Annotated in this window: 29 protein-coding genes; all 29 read right to left on the minus strand. The window is 36.1% G+C overall.

Annotated features, from left to right (window positions below; genetic code table 11):
• Positions 1 to 303, minus strand: coding sequence for a flagellar biosynthesis anti-sigma factor FlgM (gene flgM / locus IV36_RS04380; protein WP_235810241.1), 303 nt, complete (start codon positions 301 to 303; stop codon positions 1 to 3).
• A gap of 91 nt (positions 304 to 394) precedes the next feature.
• Positions 395 to 1,501: a flagellar motor switch phosphatase FliY gene (gene fliY / locus IV36_RS04385; RefSeq protein WP_056990973.1), complete on the minus strand. Its 1,107-nt coding sequence runs from the start codon at positions 1,499 to 1,501 to the stop codon at positions 395 to 397.
• Positions 1,498 to 2,496, minus strand: a complete 999-nt coding sequence (gene fliM, locus IV36_RS04390; RefSeq protein ID WP_056990974.1) for a flagellar motor switch protein FliM — start codon at positions 2,494 to 2,496, stop codon at positions 1,498 to 1,500. The genes fliY and fliM overlap by 4 nt, the downstream gene beginning before the upstream one ends.
• A gap of 16 nt (positions 2,497 to 2,512) precedes the next feature.
• Positions 2,513 to 2,905: a chemotaxis protein CheW gene (locus IV36_RS04395; protein ID WP_056990975.1), complete on the minus strand. Its 393-nt coding sequence runs from the start codon at positions 2,903 to 2,905 to the stop codon at positions 2,513 to 2,515.
• A gap of 20 nt (positions 2,906 to 2,925) precedes the next feature.
• A complete protein-coding gene (locus tag IV36_RS04400) occupies positions 2,926 to 3,288 on the minus strand; it encodes a response regulator (protein WP_056990976.1) in 363 nt (120 codons plus the stop codon).
• A 13-nt stretch (positions 3,289 to 3,301) separates the two neighbouring features.
• Positions 3,302 to 3,889, minus strand: coding sequence for a chemotaxis protein CheC (locus IV36_RS04405; protein ID WP_056990977.1), 588 nt, complete (start codon positions 3,887 to 3,889; stop codon positions 3,302 to 3,304).
• Complete coding sequence (locus tag IV36_RS04410) at positions 3,889 to 5,946, minus strand: chemotaxis protein CheA (protein WP_056990978.1); 2,058 nt, start codon at positions 5,944 to 5,946, stop codon at positions 3,889 to 3,891. Before IV36_RS04410 ends, IV36_RS04405 begins: the two co-directional genes overlap by 1 nt.
• 20 nt (positions 5,947 to 5,966) lie before the next feature.
• A complete protein-coding gene (locus IV36_RS04415) occupies positions 5,967 to 6,740 on the minus strand; it encodes a CheR family methyltransferase (protein WP_056990979.1) in 774 nt (257 codons plus the stop codon).
• A 4-nt stretch (positions 6,741 to 6,744) separates the two neighbouring features.
• Positions 6,745 to 7,749: a chemotaxis-specific protein-glutamate methyltransferase CheB gene (gene cheB, locus IV36_RS04420; RefSeq protein WP_056990980.1), complete on the minus strand. Its 1,005-nt coding sequence runs from the start codon at positions 7,747 to 7,749 to the stop codon at positions 6,745 to 6,747.
• 13 nt (positions 7,750 to 7,762) lie between these two features.
• The gene (locus tag IV36_RS04425; RefSeq protein ID WP_056990981.1) at positions 7,763 to 8,257 is read right to left on the minus strand and encodes a chemotaxis protein CheD; all 495 of its coding nucleotides are present in this window, start codon (positions 8,255 to 8,257) and stop codon (positions 7,763 to 7,765) included.
• Positions 8,238 to 8,675 (minus strand): chemotaxis protein CheW, encoded by a 438-nt coding sequence (locus IV36_RS04430; protein ID WP_415586643.1) that lies wholly within the window; start codon positions 8,673 to 8,675, stop codon positions 8,238 to 8,240. Before IV36_RS04430 ends, IV36_RS04425 begins: the two co-directional genes overlap by 20 nt.
• A gap of 84 nt (positions 8,676 to 8,759) precedes the next feature.
• Complete coding sequence (locus IV36_RS04435; RefSeq protein ID WP_056990983.1) at positions 8,760 to 10,070, minus strand: methyl-accepting chemotaxis protein; 1,311 nt, start codon at positions 10,068 to 10,070, stop codon at positions 8,760 to 8,762.
• Positions 10,071 to 10,191: 121 nt separating this feature from the next.
• A complete protein-coding gene (locus IV36_RS04440) occupies positions 10,192 to 10,905 on the minus strand; it encodes a cell division ATP-binding protein FtsE (protein WP_056990984.1) in 714 nt (237 codons plus the stop codon).
• Between the two features lie 23 nt (positions 10,906 to 10,928).
• Complete coding sequence (locus tag IV36_RS04445) at positions 10,929 to 11,696, minus strand: flagellar hook-basal body protein (protein WP_056990985.1); 768 nt, start codon at positions 11,694 to 11,696, stop codon at positions 10,929 to 10,931.
• An 11-nt stretch (positions 11,697 to 11,707) separates the two neighbouring features.
• On the minus strand, positions 11,708 to 12,412 hold the full coding sequence (locus IV36_RS04450; RefSeq protein ID WP_056990986.1) for a flagellar hook-basal body protein: 705 nt from the start codon (positions 12,410 to 12,412) through the stop codon (positions 11,708 to 11,710).
• The gene (locus tag IV36_RS04455) at positions 12,409 to 13,122 is read right to left on the minus strand and encodes a sigma-70 family RNA polymerase sigma factor (RefSeq protein ID WP_056990987.1); all 714 of its coding nucleotides are present in this window, start codon (positions 13,120 to 13,122) and stop codon (positions 12,409 to 12,411) included. Before IV36_RS04455 ends, IV36_RS04450 begins: the two co-directional genes overlap by 4 nt.
• Positions 13,123 to 13,153: 31 nt before the next feature.
• Positions 13,154 to 15,229: a flagellar biosynthesis protein FlhA gene (flhA, locus tag IV36_RS04460; RefSeq protein ID WP_056990988.1), complete on the minus strand. Its 2,076-nt coding sequence runs from the start codon at positions 15,227 to 15,229 to the stop codon at positions 13,154 to 13,156.
• Between the two features lie 27 nt (positions 15,230 to 15,256).
• Entirely contained in the window at positions 15,257 to 16,324 is a 1,068-nt protein-coding gene (flhB, locus tag IV36_RS04465) for a flagellar biosynthesis protein FlhB (RefSeq protein ID WP_056990989.1), read from the minus strand.
• A 9-nt stretch (positions 16,325 to 16,333) separates the two neighbouring features.
• The gene (locus IV36_RS04470) at positions 16,334 to 17,086 is read right to left on the minus strand and encodes a flagellar biosynthetic protein FliR (protein WP_056990990.1); all 753 of its coding nucleotides are present in this window, start codon (positions 17,084 to 17,086) and stop codon (positions 16,334 to 16,336) included.
• Between the two features lie 9 nt (positions 17,087 to 17,095).
• Positions 17,096 to 17,359, minus strand: coding sequence for a flagellar biosynthesis protein FliQ (gene fliQ / locus IV36_RS04475; RefSeq protein WP_003686911.1), 264 nt, complete (start codon positions 17,357 to 17,359; stop codon positions 17,096 to 17,098).
• Positions 17,360 to 17,376: 17 nt separating this feature from the next.
• Positions 17,377 to 18,144 carry a flagellar type III secretion system pore protein FliP gene (fliP, locus tag IV36_RS04480; protein WP_156648633.1) on the minus strand — a complete coding sequence of 256 codons (768 nt, stop codon included), beginning with the start codon at positions 18,142 to 18,144 and terminating at the stop codon, positions 17,377 to 17,379.
• Positions 18,144 to 18,512, minus strand: coding sequence for a flagellar biosynthetic protein FliO (locus tag IV36_RS04485; protein WP_056990991.1), 369 nt, complete (start codon positions 18,510 to 18,512; stop codon positions 18,144 to 18,146). The genes fliP and IV36_RS04485 overlap by 1 nt, the downstream gene beginning before the upstream one ends.
• Positions 18,513 to 18,524: 12 nt before the next feature.
• Positions 18,525 to 19,019, minus strand: coding sequence for a flagellar basal body-associated FliL family protein (locus tag IV36_RS04490; protein ID WP_056990992.1), 495 nt, complete (start codon positions 19,017 to 19,019; stop codon positions 18,525 to 18,527).
• Between the two features lie 10 nt (positions 19,020 to 19,029).
• Positions 19,030 to 19,248 carry a flagellar FlbD family protein gene (locus IV36_RS04495; RefSeq protein ID WP_056990993.1) on the minus strand — a complete coding sequence of 73 codons (219 nt, stop codon included), beginning with the start codon at positions 19,246 to 19,248 and terminating at the stop codon, positions 19,030 to 19,032.
• Positions 19,249 to 19,288: 40 nt separating this feature from the next.
• On the minus strand, positions 19,289 to 20,179 hold the full coding sequence (locus IV36_RS04500; protein WP_056990994.1) for a flagellar hook-basal body complex protein: 891 nt from the start codon (positions 20,177 to 20,179) through the stop codon (positions 19,289 to 19,291).
• 76 nt (positions 20,180 to 20,255) lie between these two features.
• On the minus strand, positions 20,256 to 20,621 hold the full coding sequence (locus IV36_RS04505) for a hypothetical protein (RefSeq protein ID WP_056990995.1): 366 nt from the start codon (positions 20,619 to 20,621) through the stop codon (positions 20,256 to 20,258).
• Positions 20,605 to 21,042, minus strand: a complete 438-nt coding sequence (locus IV36_RS04510) for a flagellar hook capping FlgD N-terminal domain-containing protein (RefSeq protein WP_056990996.1) — start codon at positions 21,040 to 21,042, stop codon at positions 20,605 to 20,607. The genes IV36_RS04505 and IV36_RS04510 overlap by 17 nt, the downstream gene beginning before the upstream one ends.
• Before the next feature lie 13 nt (positions 21,043 to 21,055).
• Positions 21,056 to 22,579, minus strand: a complete 1,524-nt coding sequence (locus IV36_RS04515; RefSeq protein WP_056990997.1) for a flagellar hook-length control protein FliK — start codon at positions 22,577 to 22,579, stop codon at positions 21,056 to 21,058.
• The gene (fliJ, locus tag IV36_RS04520) at positions 22,572 to 23,006 is read right to left on the minus strand and encodes a flagellar export protein FliJ (protein ID WP_082623712.1); all 435 of its coding nucleotides are present in this window, start codon (positions 23,004 to 23,006) and stop codon (positions 22,572 to 22,574) included. The genes IV36_RS04515 and fliJ overlap by 8 nt, the downstream gene beginning before the upstream one ends.
• Positions 23,007 to 23,018: the final 12 nt, after the last annotated feature.

A 23,018-nucleotide genomic window follows, 5' to 3' on the forward strand; every position in this document is an offset into this window, starting at 1 on the left:
CTAATCTTCCTTTTGCATGTCCACTTGTGCCATCATTCGATTAGCGATATCTTCTGCCGAAATCTTATAATTTCCGTTATTAATTGCATTCTTGAGATTCGCAACTTTCTTCAAGTCAACCTCAGGTTCAACCTGAGCACCTTGCATTATCTTCTGTGCTTTCTCTGACAATTCAACGCTTGTTGACTCCCCGGTTGAATCATTATTAGTTTGATTTTTACTTGCAGCTAACTGTGTATGTTTCGTGAGTTTAGCAGCTTGGTCTCCATATATATTAGTTCCTTGGTAGCCTTCTATTTTCAAAACGTCCAACTCCTTTCCTCAAAAAGTATCATATATTTAGTATCGGCACAACAAAAAAAAGTTAAACCTCTTTCGTTTAACTTTTTTTATTCTACTTGAGTCGTTTTATTCTTTGCGTCGGTGATAAGATATTCGTGATCCTAATACCAAAGTTCTCATTGATCACTACTACTTCACCAGTTGCAATCGGTTTACCATTGAGTAATATTTCAAGCGGTTCATCGGTTAACCGATCTAATTCGATAACAGAACCTGTGCCGAAAGATAAAATATCACGCACTTTTTTCTCGCTTCTACCCAAAACAACACTTAAGTTCAATGGAACATCTAGTAATAAATCCAGATTGTCGCCTTCAGCTTTGCGCTCATCATTCAATACTTGAAATTCTGGTTTACTTACTTCAACTGGTTTTTCAACAGTTGGTTTTTCCTGTTGCTGTTGTTGCTGTGGGGCCGCCTTTATCGGCTCTTCAGTACTTGCCTCAACAATAGTTTTGGTCTCAGGTTCCTCATCGTTTCTAACAGTTGTTGCCTTATCAGAAAGCATTGCCTTAGCAATATCTTCCACCATATCCGCAGTAAAGATCTGCATAATTTCACTTTCAATTAATCCCTCAACTGACAGTGAAAACGAAATACGATACACATCAGCATCTTTATCAAGGTTATCGTAATGAACGGATTCAGGATTTTCCCACAACTTAACGTTTGGAGGTAAAATATCCACTTTGCGATTTATCATCGTTGCCATAGATGTTGATGCAGAACCAATCATTTGATTCATTGCTTCTGCTACTGCACTTAATTCCAAATCAGTAAACTGTTTATTTTCAGTTTTGCCGTCCCCTCCCATCATCAAATCCGCAATTATAATTGCATCTTTAACCTCAAGAAGTAACAGATTAGAACCAACTAATCCTTCCTTAAAACCAACAACTGTTGAAACCTTAGGTGTATCTACTGCACTTAAAATATTACCAAATTTCGTTGCTTCAACTCTTGGAGTAGTAATGCTCACACGCTTATTTAAAATAGATGACAAAGTTGTTGCCGCCTGGGACATCGATATGTTGCCCACTTCTCCAATAATATCTTGTTTTGTTTTTTCATCAATATCATCTTTTGCTTCAGCAGTATCATCTGTAACTGCTCCAGCCATCATTGCATCAATTTCTTCTTGTGATAGACTGTCACTCATTGAGTTTCCCCCTCCAACTTATCGATTAACTCTACAGCAATCTGATTATTTTTCTTACCCAATTTAACATTATAATACGGACTGCCTTCAACATATGAATCAAGCGGTTCGTTAATCTTACTATCTAGCTTCAAAATATCACCTGGCTCTAAGTGCAAAAAGTTTGATAGTTCTAGTTCCGACTCTCCCAAGACTACTTGCAAATCAAGAGCAATGTTATTCAAGCTTTCTTTTAACTTACGTTCATCATTTGCACTATATTCCTGGTTCGAATCAAACCAATTATGAAAGCTTAATTTATCTGTAAGTCCTTCAAAGAACACGTAAGGAACACAAATATTAATAAAACTATCAATCTCTCCTACTTTAACAGTAAATGTTATCATAACAACCGGTTCATTTGGTGACATATTTTGAAGCAATTGAGGGTTACTAACCAACTCATCAAATTCAGTCTGCAATTCAATAATATCCTTCCAGACATTCTTATAAATCTTTGTCATCTCAATAACAATTTCTTTTAAAAGAATCAATTCAATATCTGTAAAAGAATTCTTTCCTTTTACAGATAAGTTTTCTTGCTTGCCAACACCAGCTCCTCCACAAAGTAGTTCCACAATTACCGTGCAGAGCTGTGGATTTATCTCTAAAATCTGAATTCCCTTTAGCGGGTCGGAATGGAAAAGCCCTAGTAAAGTAAAACGTGGAACTGAATGGATAAATTCATCATAACTGACTTGTTCAATAGATGCCAGACTAAAATTAATATTTGACCGCAAGAGCGTTGAAAGAACATTACTGCTGACCTTAGAAAAGTCTTCAAAAATCATATGTAACGTATTGACATACTCTTTGGACAGCTTTGTTGGTCTTCTGAAATCATAGCTCTTTACCTTGAGTTCTTCTTCTTTTTCAGTTTTTTCTTCTACGATTTCACCGTTGTCCATTGCGTTCAACAGAGAATCAATTTCTTGTTGTGTCAATACTTGGTCCACTTTGATCCCTCACTTATCAAAAAATCAGTTGATTTATCTCTATAACACTTGCTACATTTTCTTCAACAGTTGTTGCACCAATATAATATTTCTTATCTGAAGTACTTTCAAGCTGAATTTGATCTTTTTCTATATCGATAACTTTCAATACTTCGTCTATCAATAATCCCTTACGATTATCCTCGTTCTTCATTATTAATATATTCATCTTTTTCTTGATTGGTGGTAGATCAATTAATTCTGCCAGCCCAATTACCGTCAAAACACTGCCTCTCAAGTTTATCAACCCCTGTACCCATTTTGGTGCTAAGGGTATCCCCGTTATCTCGACAGTATCTATTACTTCTTCAACAGATTCAGCTGAAACCATAAAATTTTGCTGGTTCATTTTAAAGAGAATCATTTGCACAGTCAAACATCTCCTAACGTTTAAGATAGTGCCTTGTCTAAAGCCTTGATAACCCTATCCGTATCAAAAGGCTTAACAATAAAATCAACAGCTCCTGCTCGAATTGCTTCCATAACCATACCCTGCTGTCCCATTGCACTGCACATTACAACTTTTGCATTACCATCAAAATTCTTAATTAACTTCAAGGCCTCAATTCCATCTACTTCGGGCATAGTAATATCCATTGTGACTAAATCTGGTTTTGCAGCTTGATACTTATCAAAAGCATCTTGTCCATTTTCGGCTTCTTCTGCAACCTCATACCCATTCTTTTCTAAAATATCTCTTAATTTCATTCTCATAAAAACCGCATCATCAACAATTAGAACTCTTTTTGCCATTTTATTGCTCCTTTCAAACTTGTAAAGACTCTACCATTTTATCCAAAACACCCTGCTCTGGGATTAAAAACAACGATGAATCAATTTTTTCATCTGCGTATATAAATTCATTTCTCATAATCATTATTTGATCATCATAGTGTTCCAATGCTAGGTAAGAACTGCTAATAATAGCACCAAAGTAATCTTCTTGCGTTCGTGGTACTGATGTTTGCATCTCTGTGTTCAACAATCCTTCAATTGCATTTAGAAATGAATTAGTTATTATATTGGTTAGCTCGTTAATCGCCGATACTTCCAGCTCATCTGAAGCCGAAACACCACCTAGTAACAGCTTAATCAGTTTTTGGATTGATTTATCTGGTATTACTAGAAGAAAAATCCCGCTATAATCACCACTAAAATTACTAATAGTAGCGTGGACCTCTTCGTCCTCAGCATATATTTCTTTGTATAATTCATGATAACTTAGAAAACTGATTTCAGGAACATGCATATTGATTTTTTGATTAACAAGCTTTGAAATACTTGTTGCTGCATTGCCGCCGCCAATATTTATGATTTCTTTTATCGCGTCTAATTCAATATCAGTATATTCCATTAGCTTTCAACCAACTTGCCTTGACAAATGGCATTAACATCTAGGATAAGTGCAATCGATCCATTTCCAAAGATTGTCGCACCTTGAAACTTGTTAAGTTTTTGAATAATGGTATCGATTTTTTTAATCACAATCTCTTGTTGACCAATTAATTCATTGACCAATACTGCAAAATATTGTTTATCACTCTTAACAACGATTGCAAACTGTTTGGTATTCTCCTCATTCGTTAAGCCTAAAACCTTATCTACCCTGATAACTGGAATCAATCCTTCTTGATATTCTACTACTTCCCTATCCATGCTGGTAATTATTTCTTTTTCTTGAATTACAACAACACGTTCAACAACATCCAGCGGAATTGCAAAACTTTCATTAGCAACTCTTACCATCAGTGCCTGAATGATTGATAGTGTTAACGGTAACTTAATTACAAATCTTGTCCCGACATGCAGTTCCGTCTTCATCTCTAATGATCCGCCTAAATCATTGATTTTGGCCATTACTGCATCTAATCCGACACCACGCCCAGAAATATTGGTAATCTTTTTAGCAGTTGAAAAGCCGGGATGAAAAATCAAATTAATTAATTCATTATCTGTCATCCCTGTTGTATCAATTCCTTTACTCTCAGCACTTTCCTTCATGACCTGTGGATCAATTCCCTTACCGTCATCTTCAAGTGTGATATTGACTTGGTTGCCTTCTTGATATGCAGATAACTTAATTATTCCCTTTTCTGGTTTTCCAAGTTTCTTACGTGCTTCTGAGCTCTCAATTCCATGGTCTGCAGAATTACGCAATAAATGGATCAAAGGCTCGCTCAATTCCGAAACCACCGTCTTGTCCAATTCGGTCTCTTCACCTTCAACTATCAGCTCCATATCTTTATCAAGTTCTTTAGCCAAGTCTCTAACCATACGTGGAAAACGACTAAAGACGACACTCACTTGCTGCATTCTAATCTTCAAGACCAAATCTTGCAGCTCAGAAGTCAGACGTGAAACTTGTTCTAATGAATCCTTGACCTCCATCGCATCATTTCTTTTGTTCGCGTCATCCAATTGATTACGATAAACAACCAATTCCGAGACCAAATTCAAGAATGAATCTAAACGTGATAAGTCGACCCTGATTGATTGATTCCTAGCCGCACTAGGATGTTTGCCTGGTGTACTGCTTTTCTTTCCTTTTTTATCAGGAGATTTGGTTTTTTTGGCAGTACTCTCAGTTGGTTTAACAGGTGCAGATTCCGCTGAAGGTTTGTGTTCATTACTATTTGCAGACTTGGCGCTATCGAATTCTTCTACGATAAAGGTATCAATTTCACTATTGATATCAATATTTGCCTCGACTTGTTCCTTTGTATTCTTTGTCAAATAAATCAGTTTGAAATCAGTATTAAATTCACCATTTTCAAGTAAATCAGCAGTAGGTTCTGTATAAATAACATCTCCTTCTTGCTCTAAATGTTCAATGATCAAGAATGCTCTTGGTCCTTTAAGCATTGATTCTTTATCTATTCGAATTGCTACTACAAATGCGTTATATCCTTGCGATTTTGCCTTCTTCACAACATCAATATCCGCATCTTCGCTGCTTTCTAATGCTGTAGTCAGTTTTTCAGTTTTTCCACTTGTATTTTGAACTTCCCCAGTTGCTGTACCATTAACACTTTCTTCGACATTGATTAATTTCTTTAGTAATTCACTAATTTGATCTTCTGACAGCTCTTGGTCATTACGTAAATCCTCTACTAGTTCTGACAACTTATCCAAGCATTCAAATATCAATGATATGTATTCACTTGTGACTTTCAATTTGCCAGACTTAAAAAAGTCAAAAAGATTTTCCATTTTATGCGTGAGCTTAGTCATCACATTATAGCCCATTGTTGCAGACATTCCTTTTAATGTATGTGCCGCCCTAAAAATTTCATTGATCAAGTCTATATTTTCAGGTTCACTTTCCAATTCCAGAACATCATCGTTTAACTTTTGAAGATTATCATCACTTTCTTCAAAAAATAGGTTACGATATACACTATTGTCGTCCATTAATCAAATCTCCTTCCACATTAGATTTTTCTATATATAAAAGTATCAACTTTTTCAAGATTAAACTTACTAGGTTCATTAATTGTTTCAGTTGCACCCGTAAACAGCAGACCACCCCTGTTAAGAGATTCGCTAAATTTCCGATAAACATCATCACGCGCCTCTAACTTAAAATAAATAGTGACATTACGGCAAACTATTACTTGAACATTCTTAGGATATTGCGTACCCAACAAATCCTGTCTTTCAAAAGAAACGTATTTCTTGATCTCATTTTTTACAACGTATTTGTCGGATCCTATTTCATTAAAATACTTCGCCAAGTCAGAAGGAGCCACGTTAGTTAATTCTGCTTTCGCATACTCGCCTTGTCTAGCCTTTGCGAGGATATTATTATCTATATCGGTTGCAAGAATACTAGTATTTCTTACCTTGTTCTTATTTAAAATCATTGCTAGCGAATAAGGTTCTGCACCTGTTGAACAAGCTGCACTCCAAATTTTTATATGGTCAAATTCGGGGACCACCTTTTCCATAAAACACCTTTCAAATATGTCAAAGATTTCTTTATTTCTAAAAAAATCTGTAACGTTGATCGTTATATGTTTTACAAATGCGTTATATGCATCGCGATTTTTTTCAAGAATACGTGCATATTCCTCAACTGTTTTTGCACCCGTGGAATTCATGATGTTTGTTATCCTACGTTGCATTTGTTTTTCCTTATAGTTGTTTAAATCAATTCCTACATTTTTTAATACCCATTTGTTGAAGAAAATAAAATTCTGTTCCATTCTCTCACCCAATCATCTGTTGCAATCTTTGACACACTTCATCCAAGCTTAAAACTTCATCTACGACCCCAGCTTCAATTGCGCTGCGTGGCATCCCAAAAATCACACTACTTTTTTCATCTTGCGAAACTGTATAACCACCAAAGTCTTTTATTCTGCTCATACCAATAGTCCCATCTTTTCCCATACCGGTTAAGATAATCCCTGCAAGCCTGTTTCTGTAAACATCTGCCGCCGAAATAAATAAATTATCAACTGCCGGCCTCGTTCCGTTTTGTTTAGGTCCTTGATTTAGAGATATCTTGCCATTCTTAATTATCATGTGAAAATCTCCTGGAGCAATATATATCTTAGACTCGATTTTCATCCCATCTTTTGCTTCAATAACTTCACTTTTACTTTCCTGGTTCAGCCTCTCAGCAAATGATGTTGTAAATCCCTTAGGCATATGCTGAACTATTAATATTGGTACCCTTGTAGGTTTTTTTAGTGAACTGATTATTTTAAGCAATGTCTTGGGCCCGCCTGTTGATGCACCAATAACTATGGCTTTGAGAATACTAAAGTCCTTCTCAGTCTTCTTTGGGCTTACAAAAAGATTCACTTTATTGTCTGAATTACTTCCTACTTCACCATCAATTCCTCTGACTTTTGTTACAAACTCCTCTATCCATTCGTTTTCCAAATTCATTAGATTTTTTGGTTTTTCAACAAAATCAGTAGCCCCTGTTGCTAAAGCATCGATTGTATTCTCTTTTCTGCTTAACGCACTCAGAATAATTACTGGAACATCATTTGTACGTCGAATGATTTTAAGTGCTTCTAATCCACTCATTACTGGCATCTCTATATCCATTAGCACTAAGTCGTAATTATTTTTGTCAATCAATTCGACCGCTTGTTTACCATCTCGTGCCATATCTGCCACGTGCAAATTAGCTTGTCTTTCAACAATATCCGTAATTACCTTTCGCATGAATGCTGAATCATCAACAACTAAAATATTCATAAAATCCGTCTTTCTATATATATACGATTTCGTGGTTAACAATTCGTACCATCGTCTTAAAATCTTTCAAATCGACTACCATTGTTCTTCCACTATTTCCCCCAACATGTTCTGAAATAATTGGTATTTTCAAACTAGCTAAAGAATTTCTAACAGCCAATACATTACGTTGGCCAATGCTCAACCCAGTTCCATTATTGAAGTTAAACATATTGGCCCCACCAACGATTTTGGCAGCCAAATCCGCATTAGGTGATTCCTTTTTGATTTGGGCAACCATCTCTGGAATTGCTAGATTTGCAAACTTAGCATTATTCAGTGCGCCTTTATTTTCAAATGGCACACTATCTGGAAGCATTATGTGACTCAGTCCTCCAATTCTTGTCTTTTTATCATAGACAATCGTCCCAACACATGAGCCCAAGCCAACGGTTACCAGCTTGTAATTTTCCATTCCTAGCTTATATTCTGCAATTCCAACTTTTATTTCATTCTCCAGCGCTGTCATCAAAGGTACCTTCTGGTGCAGTTTCTTCAAGTGCATCTATTATTTGATCTTCTTGCTTGTTATCAAAGAGGTATGTTAGATCAATTGAAATTACAATATCATCCTTAAGTTTCAAGAACTTATCCACATAGCCTCTTTTTAGATTTGCTCTTTCAATTTCAACTTCATACTCTGTCTCAGTCAATTCCGTAATTCCCACTATCTCTTCAATCAATAATCCCAATGAATTGTCTTGCCAATTGCATAGAATTACCTTGGAACTAGGACTATCCTCAATCTTCTCACCAAAAAGCTTATCTCTAAAATCAATAATAGGTGCCATCGTATTGTTATATTCCAGCGCTCCTAGAACGTATTCGGGCACCTCTGGAAGCACTATAAATTTTGGAGATTCCACTACTCTTTTCACTATGCTCACTGGCAATGCAAACATTTGCTCATGACTTTTAAATACAATATACTGATCTACCACCTAAAGCCATCTCCCTCAAATTAACCTTTTCTAAAGTTTAAAACTACCAACTTGGAACTTCAGAACTTCCGCAATATCTTCAATTTCTTTGACATTCTTTTCAAATTCTCTAACGTTCAACTGAAGTTCTTCAACGTTTGCAGTTACTTCTTGCGTTCCTGCTGACGTATCAGAGATAGCTGAAGAAATATTTTCCACAGAATGCCCAACCATATTCTTTTCTTCCACTACTGCTGATACATTTTTCTCGATTTTTTGAATACTATCAACAAATTTCTTAACTATGACTGAAATTTGTTCGGTCGAGCTAATTGCCTGTCCAATATAATTTGTTTGTTGTTCGCCACTCTCGTATGAGGTATTCAAAGAGGAGGCCATATGTTCTGATTTATTTCTTATCAGTGTTATTATTTCTCTAATATTCTTAGTTGACTCACTGCTTTGTTCTGCAAGGCTTCTAACTTCTTCTGCAACGATTGCAAATCCTCGACCTGCTTCTCCTGCTCTTGCCGCCTCAATTGAAGCATTGAGTGCTAGAAGGTTTGTCTGTTCAGAAATATCCGTAATTAATGCAACAATGTTACCAATACTCTGAATGTCTTTATTCATTTCATCCATCTCTGTAACTAATTGTGCCTGGGCCTTTCGTTCTTCTTCCCAGTTGCTTGACACTTGAATCATCATGGTTGAATTACTTTCATTCGTTTCCTTTGATTCTTCAACGTATCCGTCCATTAATTCAATTTCACTATATATTTTCTCTATCTTTTGAGAAAGCTCCTGCATATCATTTGAGGTTTGTTCGGCCTCTGCTGCCTGTGATTCTGAAGCTTCTGCAATGTTTCCCATCGTTGCTTTAACACCATCAACAGAACTATTTGCGTCTTGGAGGACCTTAACAAGATTTCCAGCCATTCCGCTCATTTTCGTGCTTTCACTCTTCATTCCGATGATTACGGCCATAAAAACATTTGCAAGGCTGTGTACATCATCTTTTATTTCGGAGATCAATGGTTCATCATTCTTTGATGGTGTCAGGTCATCTAGACTGGATAAATCTCCTGAAACTACTTGGCTGATCTTCTGATGTACATATTCAAGCTCTTTCTTATAAGGACTTGCTGCGGTATAGTTCAGGGCAACACACAGAATCAGGTGCATCACCAAAATGACTACTGCAAAAACAAAAAACTTAGCCCTTATTGTGGTATCGCTACTCCCACTAATCAGTGTTAAATAAGCAACAATTAACACAAGCAAAGTAAAAAGAATCGGCTTTAACGCACCTATTCTTAACTTTGCAGTTCTCTTAGGGACTTTCTTTAAATTTTTTTTTGACATCACTACTCAATACCCCTTTCGATATGAACAACATATATTTAGATTCGAGTAAGAATGATTAAAAACTCACGCAACTCTATGCTTCTCATATCGGAAATTTATCAAAATTATTAAGACTTCATCACCAGATGTATACGTCTTTATTATCAGGATACCTAGTATATCCCCCATCTTGTTCGTCCCTGATCAATGCTCCATGTCTTAATTCAAGTACTCGTTCACGAACTGTATTTACCATAGTACTATCATGCGTCGCCATTATCACTGTTGTTCCCATGCTATTAATCTTAAAAAAGAGCTTCATTATCTCTAATGCAGCTTTTGAATCCAAGTTTGCGGTTGGTTCATCAGCTAAAACAATTGATGGATGATTGACAATTGCTCTAGCAATCGCGACCCTTTTTTGCTGTCCAATTGATAATTCATTGACTTTTCTACCACTCTTATCCAGTATGCCAGCAACATCCAACGCATCCTTTGTTCTCACAGCTACCTCACTGTCATTAACACCACTGACGGCTTCGACACACACAGCAACATTTTCAAATACCGAGCGCTGAGATAAAAACAGATCTTTTTGCATTACAACTCCCAGCTGTCTTCTTAAAAGATAGAGCTGCTTGTGGTTAATTCGGTCAACAAAAGTATTTCCCATCTTGATACTTCCAGAAGTCTGTTCTTCTTCACGATATAAAAGTTTCAGTAAAGTCGATTTTCCCGCTCCACTGGCACCAATTACATAGACAAATTCACCCTGGTCAATTGAAAAGTTGATATTTTTTAAAGCTTGAATGTTACCCTTATATATCTTTGAAACCTTTCTTACATCTATCAATTGATGTCCCACCTCTTGAAATATTAATCGGCTAAGCGGTCAATCACTTCAAACATATCGTCAGTTGACTGAAGTGCCTTGGCATTCATCTGGTATGCCCTTTGCGTCGCAATCATGTCTGTCATGGAGTCTGCCAAATCAACAGTTGAAGTTTCCAAATATCCTTGCTTTATATTTGGATTTGTCATCACCTGTAACTGATCACCATTCACAACAGTATAGTTATTATTCCCAGCACTTACCAAGTCTTCATTGTTCTGCGGTAGATACATTCTTATTTTGCCCACTGCAGTACTGTTTCCATTGTTCACAATACTTATACTGCCATCACTAGCAACACTTAACTCACCGCTTGGCCAACTTGTTTCAGGTATTGTTGCATCAATTGCTACTTTATTTCCACTTGCATCCACCAACTGTCCAGTACTATCTCGCTTAAAACTACCATCACGTGTCAATAATAGTTGACCGTCTTGACCATATACTCCAAAGAAACCCTGTCCTTGTATCGCAAGATCAGTTGTGATCCCAGTTTGCTGTAAGCTTCCTTGTGTAAAGGCAATCGATTCTCCATTAACACCTACTCCAGCATTTAAGCCCAGAGATGTTCCAGAGGTTAAGTTTACTTCTTCAGCGGTTGTTTGATTATTTACTAACTCTTGAAAAGCCGTATTTCTACTCTTGTAACCAGTTGTATCTGAATTTGCAATATTATTTGCAATGTTGTCCATATTATTTTGTAAACCATTCATTCCAGACTTATTAATCGACAAAATACCTGAAATATTCATCTACATCACCCCTACACCTTCCCTAAACTATTGACTGCTTTATCTAGTGTTTCATTCGTTGAACTCAAAACCTTTTGATTAGCTTCAAACTCTCTTCCCGTCTGCATTAACGTTACCATTTCATCTGACATTGAAACATTTGATTGTTCCAAGTATCCTTGCATCACATTAGGATTCGCATCAATTTGCACATTTTGATTGGTAGTGTAATAGCCATTCCCTGCGTCAGTTAGCTGTTGCTCATTAGCAACGTTCACTATTCTAAAATCCGGATTATCATTTGCGCTAACTGCTTGTCCATTTGCTCCAACAACTTGATATCCTTCTTGTGTTATATATTGGTTTTGGTCATTTAGCTTAAAGTTACCGTTTCTTGTATACGCAAGCGTGCCATCATTCATTCTAACCGTAAAATATCCATCACTATTAACCGCAAAATCAGTGTTTCTTCCAGTCTCATTCATTGTGCCTTTGCTTCTATCAATATAAGAACCATCAATGGCATTTCCAAATGTAAATCCACCAATATTTTGTTTCTCAGAAACAGTCGATCCTCCTTGATGATTCACAAATTGAACTTCTTTTAAGGTTGATTGAAATAGCTGTTTTGCCTGATATCCTGTTGTATTAACATTAGCGATATTACCGCTAGTATTTTCTTGTCTTTTGAGTAAAACGTCTAGACTTTGCTCTATCGTATCCAACCCTCGTATCATGACAATTCATCCTCCATCAATAATTTTAGTTTTGCAATTACTTTTCCATGAATCTGTGAAACCCTTGCTATTGAGATATCTAAGATAGCAGCTATTTCTTTCAAGGTGGCTTCTTCTTTATAGTACAGACTCAAAATTAACTGTTCACGTTCATTTAGTCTCTGTATACATCTTGTAAGTGCAGCCTTGCGTTCTTCTCCAATTAATTTCTGTTCAGCATTAGTTCCATCGTTGTCAGGAATAACATCTCCTAGTGAAACCCCACCTGCTCCTTCTGTGGGAAAGATAGTGCCTTCGAGGGAAATACTAGCCAAATAATGAATGTTTTCATATATCTCATTCAGTTGTGTAATAGATATTCCCATCTTTTTGCAGATTTCACTATCAGTGACTTCTCTTTTATGATCTTGTTCAAGAACCTGTTTTGCCTTGTAGAAATCATTAATCGCAACCATCTTATATCTCGAAATTCTTGAATGTTTTCGAACTTCATCAATGATTGCACCCCTTATTCTGATTGCTGCATAGCTCTCAAAAGGAACTTTCTTCGTCGCATCAAACTTGTGCAAGGCGTCGATCAGACCTATCACACCAATATTATAGTAGTCGCTGTATTCATACTCAGTACTCTTAAGTGGAACCCTTTTAGCAACTTTTTCAACCAAAGGAAGATATTTCAAAACTTCATCTTCAGGACTAGCTTCATACATATTATCTCCATACTCCCTTCATCAAAAATCTTTAAACATTAATTGTTCCTACAGTCTCAATTGAAATTTCATTAGGTACTTCGTTTAAAGACAAAATTGGCATGTTAGGAAAGTTAAAAGAAACTAACTTTCTGAAGGCCAGTCTAATCTTAGGAGAAGTTAACACTACAAACTCGATGTTTTTAAGTGTAAGTTCCTGCTGAACCTTATTAATAGCTTCCAGAATTTGATTAACCGAATCTGGTTTCAAAACAGGATATGATCCAGTCGCCGTTTTTTGAATACTTTGTGTAATTAATTCCTCTACCTTTGGATGAATTGTTACTACCTTAATATTCTTTTGCTCGTCAGCATACTTAGCAGCAATCGTTCTTCTTAGTGCTTGTCTCACGTACTCAGTTAATACTTCTGTATCCTTTGTAACCGATCCATAATCCGCCAATGTTTCCAAAATTGTTGTTAAGTCATTGATTGGAATTTTTTCTTCCAGCAAATTTTGTAAAACTTTCTCAACTTCTCCGAGACGTAAAATATCTGGTATTAGTTCATCTATTACGACATTATTTTGATCTTTTATTCCCTCTAGTAATTTTTGAACCTCTTGTCTACCTAGTAATTCTGGCGCATTTCCTGAAATTATTTCCTTTAAATGCGTGGCGATTACCGTCAGAGGTTCAATGATTGTGAATCCCTGTATTTCAGCAGTTTCCTTATCTTTTTGATCAATCCACATTGCGTCAATATTAAACGCTGGTTCTTTTGTTGGAATACCCTTGAACGGAAATGGTTCATCATCAGGACTGATAATCATTAATTTGTCTGCATAAATCTGACCTGTCCCAACTTCGTTTCCCCTGATCTTGATTGAATAGTCATTCGATTCAAGATATAAATTATCTCGAATTCTGACAGGATGTACTAAAATTCCAAGTTCCCTGGCAATTTGTTTGCGAATAGCAACTATTCTACTCATTAAACTATTGTCCACTGTACTATCTACTAATGAAATCAGACCATAACCAATCTCAATGGCAATTGGTTCAACCTGAAAGGAGGAAACAGATTCGTCTTCTTCTTGCTCTTTTTTCTTACGTTTTAATGCCAATTTCTGTTCTTCTTCTTTTTTTCTAATTGCTGTTTTCTGTTCTGTTTGCTTAATGACCATACTTGCAACAAACATTCCTATTCCAATAAACAGGAACGGCAGGAAAGGAAAACCTGGTACTATTGATAGTACAAGTAAAATCACACCGACGATTCTAAACAAAATAGGATATCTTACAACATCAGAAGAAATATCTAATCCGAAAGAACTATTGTTATCTGAACGAGTGACTATAATACCAGACGCAATCGAAATCAATAGTGAAGGAATTGCACTGACTAGTCCATCACCAATTGACAGTTTCCCAAATTGGGCTAATGCATCAGTTATTGACATATCACCTTTCATAGTAAAAATGATGGTCCCCGCTATCAGATTTATCAAAGTTATCATAATGCTGGCTATTGCATCACCCTTAACAAACTTACTAGCCCCATCCATCGAACCATAAAAATCAGCTTCTCTTTGTAAATCTCTTCTACGATTTCTAGCTTTTTCTTCATTTATTAATCCAGAATTCAAATCAGAATCAATTGCCATCTGTTTTCCAGGCATTGCATCAAGCGTAAATCTTGCAGAAACCTCTGAAACACGACCTGCACCATTTGTTACGACCACTAATTGAACAACCATGATAATTATGAACAAGATAATACCAACTATATAATTGCTGCCTGCTACAACATTTGCAAAAGCAGCAATCACATTTCCACCATTACCTTCTGTCAGTATCAAACGGGTTGAAGACATATTTAAACCAAGCTTGAACATTGTTGTAATTAATAACAACGTCGGGAAAGTTGTAAATTCTAGGACACTCCTAGTAAATAACGTAATAAGTAAAATATTAATTGCAACTGCTAAATTAATAACAATAAGGATATCCAACGCTATTGCAGGTAAGGGTATTATTATTAATCCAATAATACTGATTACTAAAAAAGAAACAATTACATCAGCATAATTTAAAGTTCTTTTCTTCTTAAGCCTCTTTTTACTCATTTATCTACTAATCCCCCAAAACTTGATCTAAATCTTATTTTTTTCTTTTTCTTCCAATTGATAAACCAGTGCGATAATTGCCGCAACTGATTCATACATCTCTGCTGGTATAAACTCGCCAGGCTCAACTTTAGCATAGATAGCTCTAGCAACAGGTCTATTCTCAATCATTGGTATATGCATTTTCTTGGCCTCTGCCTTCATTCGCTGTGCCAATTCGTCTGCACCTTTTGCTAAAAGCAACGGAATTCCCTCTTTTTGAGGATCATACTTTATTGCAATTGCATAATGTGTCGGATTCGTGACCATAACAGTTGCTTCCTTGACCTTTGATATTGCATTACGTGACATTGCCTGATATTTGGCCTTCCTTTGTGCCTTTATCTTTGGATCTCCTTCTTGCTGTTTAAATTCATCCTTGATCTCCTGCTTAGTCATTCTCAGGTTCTTACGATACGTATACCTTTGATATCCGTAATCGAAAATTGCCACAACTACCAGAAAAAAAGATATTTTTTCAATTAATGATCTAGTAAAATCCAGAACAAAATAAAGTATTTTTTGGAGTCCCACGTCATTCAGATTAATTATTGTCGGAATCTCTGACATAAATTGCTGGTAGCATAGATAAACAATTACACTTAACTTTGCAAGAGTTTTTGCTACGTTAACCAGTGATCTAAGGCCTACCATCTGTTTAAAACCATTCAGCGGATTTAGTTTTTTAAAATCAGGTTTTAATGGTTTCCATGTGAACAATAACCCGACCTGCAAAATATTAGTAAGTGATCCGAGAAACGTGCTCATCAGCATAAATGGGCTTGCGAGTAAAAGTATCATCAAAACGGCTTGTACTGCTACTCTAGGTAAGTCGTTCATCTCCACCTTAAAATTCGCAATTTGCTCAATCATCTGTGTTAAGTAGGGTAAAAGATTTTTAAGAATAAATTCCCATAGGGGCAAAATAACAAACGCAAAAGCCAATAAAGAGATCGCGGTATTCAGTTCCGGTGTCTTGGGAACTTCCCCCTTTTTTTTTGCATCTTTTAATCTTTTAGGAGTTGGTTTTTCTGTTTTCCCATCTTTATTAGCCATCTTGCTCTCCTACTTTACAGATTTTATAAATTCAAGCATGTTTTCTATTCCTTCAGAAAGATTATTCCCCAAAAAGCTTAATAAACTTGACAAGGCAAGTAAGAATATTATGATGCTAACAATCGTTTTCACAGAAAGGCTCATCATCAAAATATTAATCTGCGGAATTGATCTTGATATAACTCCCAGTAAGATATCAATCACGAGCACTGCTACTACTAGTGGTGCTGCCAGACTAACCGACATCTCGACCGTCTTCTCAAACAATTGCACGACACCGTCTACTGATGCCCCGCCCATATTTTCAGTACCTAACGGAACTATTTTGAAGGAGTTAACGACACCGTAAATCATAGAATCTTGCAGATCAAGCAAGAAAAAAGCAGAAACAGTCAACCAATAATAAAGTTTACTGAACTGAGCAGATTGGATATCTGTCATCGTATCGTATGCTTGTGCCATCGAAAAACCTACTTGAAAATCAATCATCTGCCCTGCCATCATAACGCCACTGAAAACGAGCTGACTTAAGTACCCCATTGCCAATCCAAAAAGAACTTCTTTGACAGCAACTTCACCCAAAAGTACCGTATTAGTGATTTCCTTGTATCCTGTAATTGCCGGGTATGCTGAAATTACTAGACTTCCTCCAACAACAAGCTTTGCAAAATTAGGAAAACCCTTTTGCGAGAACAGTGGACAAATTACAATAAATGACATCACTCTGCATAACAGAAGGGCGCCTATTTGAACCAGAACCATTTGACCACCTCACAATTTTGAAATTATCTTAAATACATTTTTCGTAAATTCAAGAAGAATCGTCATCATGAAGTTGCCCGCAAAAATTAAGGTAATTAAAATTGCAACCAGTTTTGGTACAAAACTCAAGGTTTGCTCTTGAATTTGGGTAGTAGCTTGAAAGATACTAATTATTAGTCCAACTAGCATTCCAATTCCAACTGCAGGACCCGAAATTAAAATAATCCGAATAAAAGCATCTCTGATAACCTGTAGAACTACTTCGATTGTCATAAAATCTACCTAACTCCCTAATAAAAGCTTTTGATTAGCGACTCTACCAGCAAATACCAACCATCTACAAGCACAAACAATAGTATTTTAAATGGTAACGAAATCATGACCGGTGATAACATCACCATCCCCATCGACATCAAGATGCTGGAAACCACCATATCAATAATCAAAAATGGGATAAACAACAAGAATCCAATACTAAAGGCTGTCCGTAGCTCACTAATAACAAAAGCCGGAGTAATTATTGTCAATGGTATTTCTTTGTACTTTTTAGTGTTGACTTTTTCTTTAGATACAGCAACAAAAAGTTTGATATCTTTTTTTCTTGTCTGACCATACATGAACTCCTTTATCCTGTTCTCCGAACGGTCAAACACCTGTTGCTGAGTTATCTCGTTTTGGTTATACGGTTTGATTGCATCTTGGTATATATCCGTATAAACCGGTCGCATTGTAAAAAATGTTAAAAACAAGGCCAATCCAAGTAAAACTTGATTAGGTGGATTCTGCTGTGTCCCTAGTGCACTTCTTGCAAACGAAAGTACCATTATGATTCTCGTAAAAGATGTCATCATTACCAACAATATTGGAGTAATAGATAATAAAGTCAGCAAGATAAAAGTATTAATGGTCGTAGTGGAGCTGGAATCATTGTTCAGCAAATTATTAACAGTTGATGTAATATCGTTGGTACTAATAGCGGAAACCACTGTTGGAAATAAGAATAACTTCCAAAAACAAATATTAATTACAGTCAGCCCCATGACAATTTTCTTTTTCATTATCTTTTCCTCTTCTTAAGCTCTTGAATCTTATCGTTCATTTCTTGAAGAATTTGTTTGAAATTCTTACCATTATTCTCACTTTCCTTAGGATTCTCCATCGAGTCCAATAGCTGTGCCACTTCATTGTCACTTAATTCCTTCAATATTTCGTTGCGATTTTCTGAAAAACTCATCACATAGTAAGTATCAATAATTTGGACTATGCCAATCGAAGAGGTCTTACTTACCGCAATTTTTTGAATGATTCTAAAATTTTTTTTGCTCTGATTAGCGTATTTTCCTAAAAGCTTTAGGCAAATATTAATCATGAAAATGATAATTATTAAAAAGACAATTGTCTTGAAAACTGTAATATATATATCCATCTTTTCCCTTTTCTATTGAATAACTAAATCTGTAATAAATACATCTTCTACAATCTTTGCCCCATACGACTTATTAATAGTATCCCGTAATTGATTTTTTAATCCTGCTAAACTATCTGCAGATCCGAGAATATCACTTGCCGTTTTTTGCCTGATAACGTTAATAACACTATCTCTAATAACCGCAACATTCTTTTTGGCCTTGGCTTTTTGTTCTGAATTTGCTACCAAAAGTGATAGAGTGATTTGTGCATACCTTGTGTTATTTGATCCGTCTTCATTGGTCAAATTAATTACAAATTTTTTAACGGGAACTATTTGTTGTTTCCCTGAGACAACTGTCTTGGAATGATGCTTAACAGTTGTCGTTTTCTTCGAGTTCAATGCACTCATTATCTTTGGTGTAACAACTGTACCTACTACTCCACCGCTAATTGCTACTAAAAGCAGTATTAGTACCCACAAAATCCATCTTTTCTTTTTTTTCTCACTTTTTTCTTTTGCCATGCGTAACTATCTACCTCTCCTTATTGATGGAGTCTAAGTTCTGTGAATCCGCAAGAATTTCTCTCCTATACTCAATTATCAATTTTTTTATCTCGACCGCTTTATTCCTTACAATTATGTTTCTATCATCCACAAGTGTGATTATTGTGTCTGGAGTCTCTTCGATTTTGAAAATTAAATCTGCATTCAGAAAAAAGGTTTTACCATTTAGACCAACTAATTCAATCAAAACTTGACCTCCTTAACGTTAACTAAGCGACTGATAAACATTATGATTGCTTCAAGTTAATCAGTGTTTGTAACATTTCATCCGATGTGGTAATCGTCTTTGCGTTCGCTTGGTACGCTCTATTTGCAATAATCATTTCCGTGAATTCACTGGATAAGTCAACATTAGACATCTCTAGTTCACCAGAGACAACAGTCCCTGTACCCGTATCACCTGGATTAGATACAATGGCCGCTCCCGAGTTTGCTGAAACCGCATAATTGTTTCCACCGACATTTTCAAGACCCGCAGCATTATTGAAGGTTGCCAATGAAATTTGCCCCAATACGAAATTTTGACTACCATACTTGCCAATAACAAGACCATTCTGATCAACTGATACAGAGTCATAATTGAGTGTTTCACCATTAACTGTAATTGTGCTTGGAATCGTTAATGCAGATAAATTACCAGAAGCTGCGAGTGCAGCATCTGTATCAGTTCCATCCGTATATTCTGTTAGTGGCGTTGTTGCTGCTCGACCCATGACCTTCAACCCATCACTAGTCGTTAAATTTCCTTGATTGTCTCTGGAAAATGCACCATCTCTCGTATATAAATCCTCACCAGTTTCATTTTGAACGATGAAATATCCCCCACCATTTATATAAAAATCAAGTGCTCGTCCCGTTGATTGTGGTGAACCAGCAGAGGTATCCTTGTCTATCGAACCAGTTTTAGTCCCAAGTCCTATTTGCTTTGCATTTGTACCACCTAAGTTATTGGATGCAGATGACGAAGTAGAGGTATTTTGACTCATTAAATCTTCAAAAATAACACGACTTGCCTTAAAACCCATTGTATTTACGTTGGCAATATTATCAGAGATTACATCCATCTTGGTCTGAAAACCTTTCATACCACTAACACCAGAATAAAGTGATTTTAACATTTAACATTCCTCCTATAAGTTGAACTCTCCTCAATCAGTCAGAGAGTTATTAGGCTTCCTTATAAGGTCCAGCCCATTATTTTACAAACTTTGTACTATCTATATTTGTTACTGTATTTATCTCATTGACATTCATAGCGGTAATAATCGTTCTATTTTGGACATTCGCTATTAGACCCATATCCTTGTAGAGTAACAATGAATCCTTACTGCCCTTTTCATCTAATTCACTCATAGCTTGCCCAATATGAGAAAGATCGCTATTCTGCAAATCCAAATTACGTGCACTTAACCTTTGGCGTGCATGCTTCGATATCTTCACTTGTTCTTGACTTTGCTCAAGTATTTTTGAAAAGTCTTCGTTATTTTTACTGGAATTATTTGCATGGATATTATTTATTCCATTGGAACTATTACTAATTCCATTAATTTGTTGTATCATTATCCACTTCCGTCAATGCACCCATTTGATATTCATTTCCATTTACCACAAGAGTTGCATATCCATTTGAAAATTTAACTTTATCCACTGTGCCACTAATCGTTGTACCTTCATCGGTTAGCTGTACATTCTTCCCTAATAACGAAAACGCCTCATTTTGTTGCATTCCCATGACTGTAGTAGTCAAATTCTTCCCAATACTATTCAACTGATCCAACGAAGCAAACTGTGCCAGTTGTGAAACATAATCTGTACCACTACTACTACCGCTTGATGAATCACTATCAATTGAGGGGTTCTGCATTGCAGCAGACATGATTTTCAAAAAGTCGTTCATTGATAGACTGCTCGTGCTTGTTGAACCGCTATATTCTGTTGATATTCCCACTGATGGAATAGCCTGTGTATAGTCATAACTCATTATCATTTCTCCTTTACGCTAAAATACTGATTATATTTTTTTCACTTTGTCGTTCTTTTTCTTGTTCTTTAGTAATTGTTTCATCTTGACCAATTTTGTTATTACGGTATTGCTCATTTAATCTTGTCTTGGGCATATTTTGATTTGCTTGTTGTCCAAACTGGTGCTGCCCAAATGAAAATTGTGCTCCATCCAAGATACCTGTCGTAGTTGTCTGATACGCTGTAATTTTATTATCGGCAGTCTGATCTGCTGCAATCTGCTTATTCAATATTTGTTCTAACTGCGTTGATATACCGCTGATGAGCGATTTCGCATGGCTCGATGATAGTTTAAAATCAAGGCTTACTTCATTCGAAGTTGACTGCAAAGAAATTTCAATTTTACCAAGGTTCTTCGGTTCCAGTTGAACTGTAACCTGTTTGCTTTCTCCACCTAGCAATGTCTTAACAATACTTGTGGCTGTCCTGCTTTGCAGAACAGTCCCAGAGTCACTGATTCTTGACGTAAAATCTGACTTGCTATCTGTCACAATTTTGTTTTCCATCATCAAGTTAGCTACCGCTGTTTGGCTTTGTGTTACATTTTTAATAACTTCTTCAGCTGAAGTTGAATTTTCTTTAGCATCCGTCGTCACAGCTGACGTCAATTTTTCTTTAGCATCTACCTCAACTATTGGTACTGAATTCTCCTCGTCATTTGACTTTGCGGTTGTTGTACTACTAACTTTTGGCATAATTTCTGTCGTGTCCTTACTACCCTGGGTAAATTCATCTTGCATTACCAAGCTAGTATCTTGACTTCCTAACATATCTGCTAAGGAAAAATTGCCCATGACATCACTTGAAGTTTTTATTTTTGAAACAGTACTTTGTACACTATCTATGTCATCTAAATCCTGTACACTAATACTTTTAACCTCAGGCTGCTTATTACTTTGTTGATCATTAGTATTTGGGTTATTCGCTAGCAAATTTATACTCAGTTCTTGCTGACTCCCTACAATTGACTTGGAACTAAGATCCGTCATATCCATGTCTTTTTTAGTAACTTTATTATCAGGACTGGCATTTTCACTCGTACTTACCGTACTTGAAAATGAAGACAATTCCTCATCATCTGCAAGGCTGGGGCCATTTACTTGTCCAGCTTTAAAATCCGATGTTTTTAACATCTCTGTTTCCATAGCATTTTCTGGTATCGAATGCAGATTGGATTCTTCTTGTACCACAGCATTCACAGCTGACAGATTTTGACTATTTATTTCATCGTTTTCTCTCTTTTTCCTTTCTTCCTTAATTTGTTGATTTATAAGTGTATCTTTATTATCTTGAAATCCTGTTGTATCGCTAAGATTTTCGTCGCTTGAGTCAGATTCACCAGTATCGTTTACTGAAGGTTTACTGCCCATTTTTTGTTGCAGTAGATTAATAAACTGCACTGCTGAAGTTCCTGTTTCACTTGTCGTATTACTATTTCCAACGCTTATAACTTTCGTTGCTGCTGCCTGCTGATTTGTTATTACTGTACTATTCATAATTCTCACCTCCTTTCAAAATTTTTCGATTCGCAAACTCATCTAATTCCTTCTGTTCTTCATGTGCTAGCCTTGTTTCAAATTCATTTTTTTGCTTAACTTCAAGCTTTTCTAAAATCTTGCGCTCTTGTTGTGCCCTAACTAATCGTTCCAACAATCCAGCAATACTTTGCTGTAACTTTAATGATTCTAGCCTCAGTCTGCTTACTTGCTGATCAATCTCATCTAAATAATTCCTCTGAATCTGCATTCTTCCAATGGTTGGCTCAATTGCGTACATCAGATTATTCTTCTCTGACAATAATTCATTAATTCTTTTTTCCTTTAACGACAACTCAATGCCTAAGTTCATGTATTCTTGTTTTAAGCTATCTTCGTTTTCTTTTCTAAAATCGAGTAACTTTTCCAATGTAAAGTTGAACTTCACTATTTTTCTCCT

It is taken from the genome of Liquorilactobacillus mali, from assembly GCF_001437155.1.
GTDB classification, from domain to species: domain Bacteria; phylum Bacillota; class Bacilli; order Lactobacillales; family Lactobacillaceae; genus Liquorilactobacillus; species Liquorilactobacillus mali_A.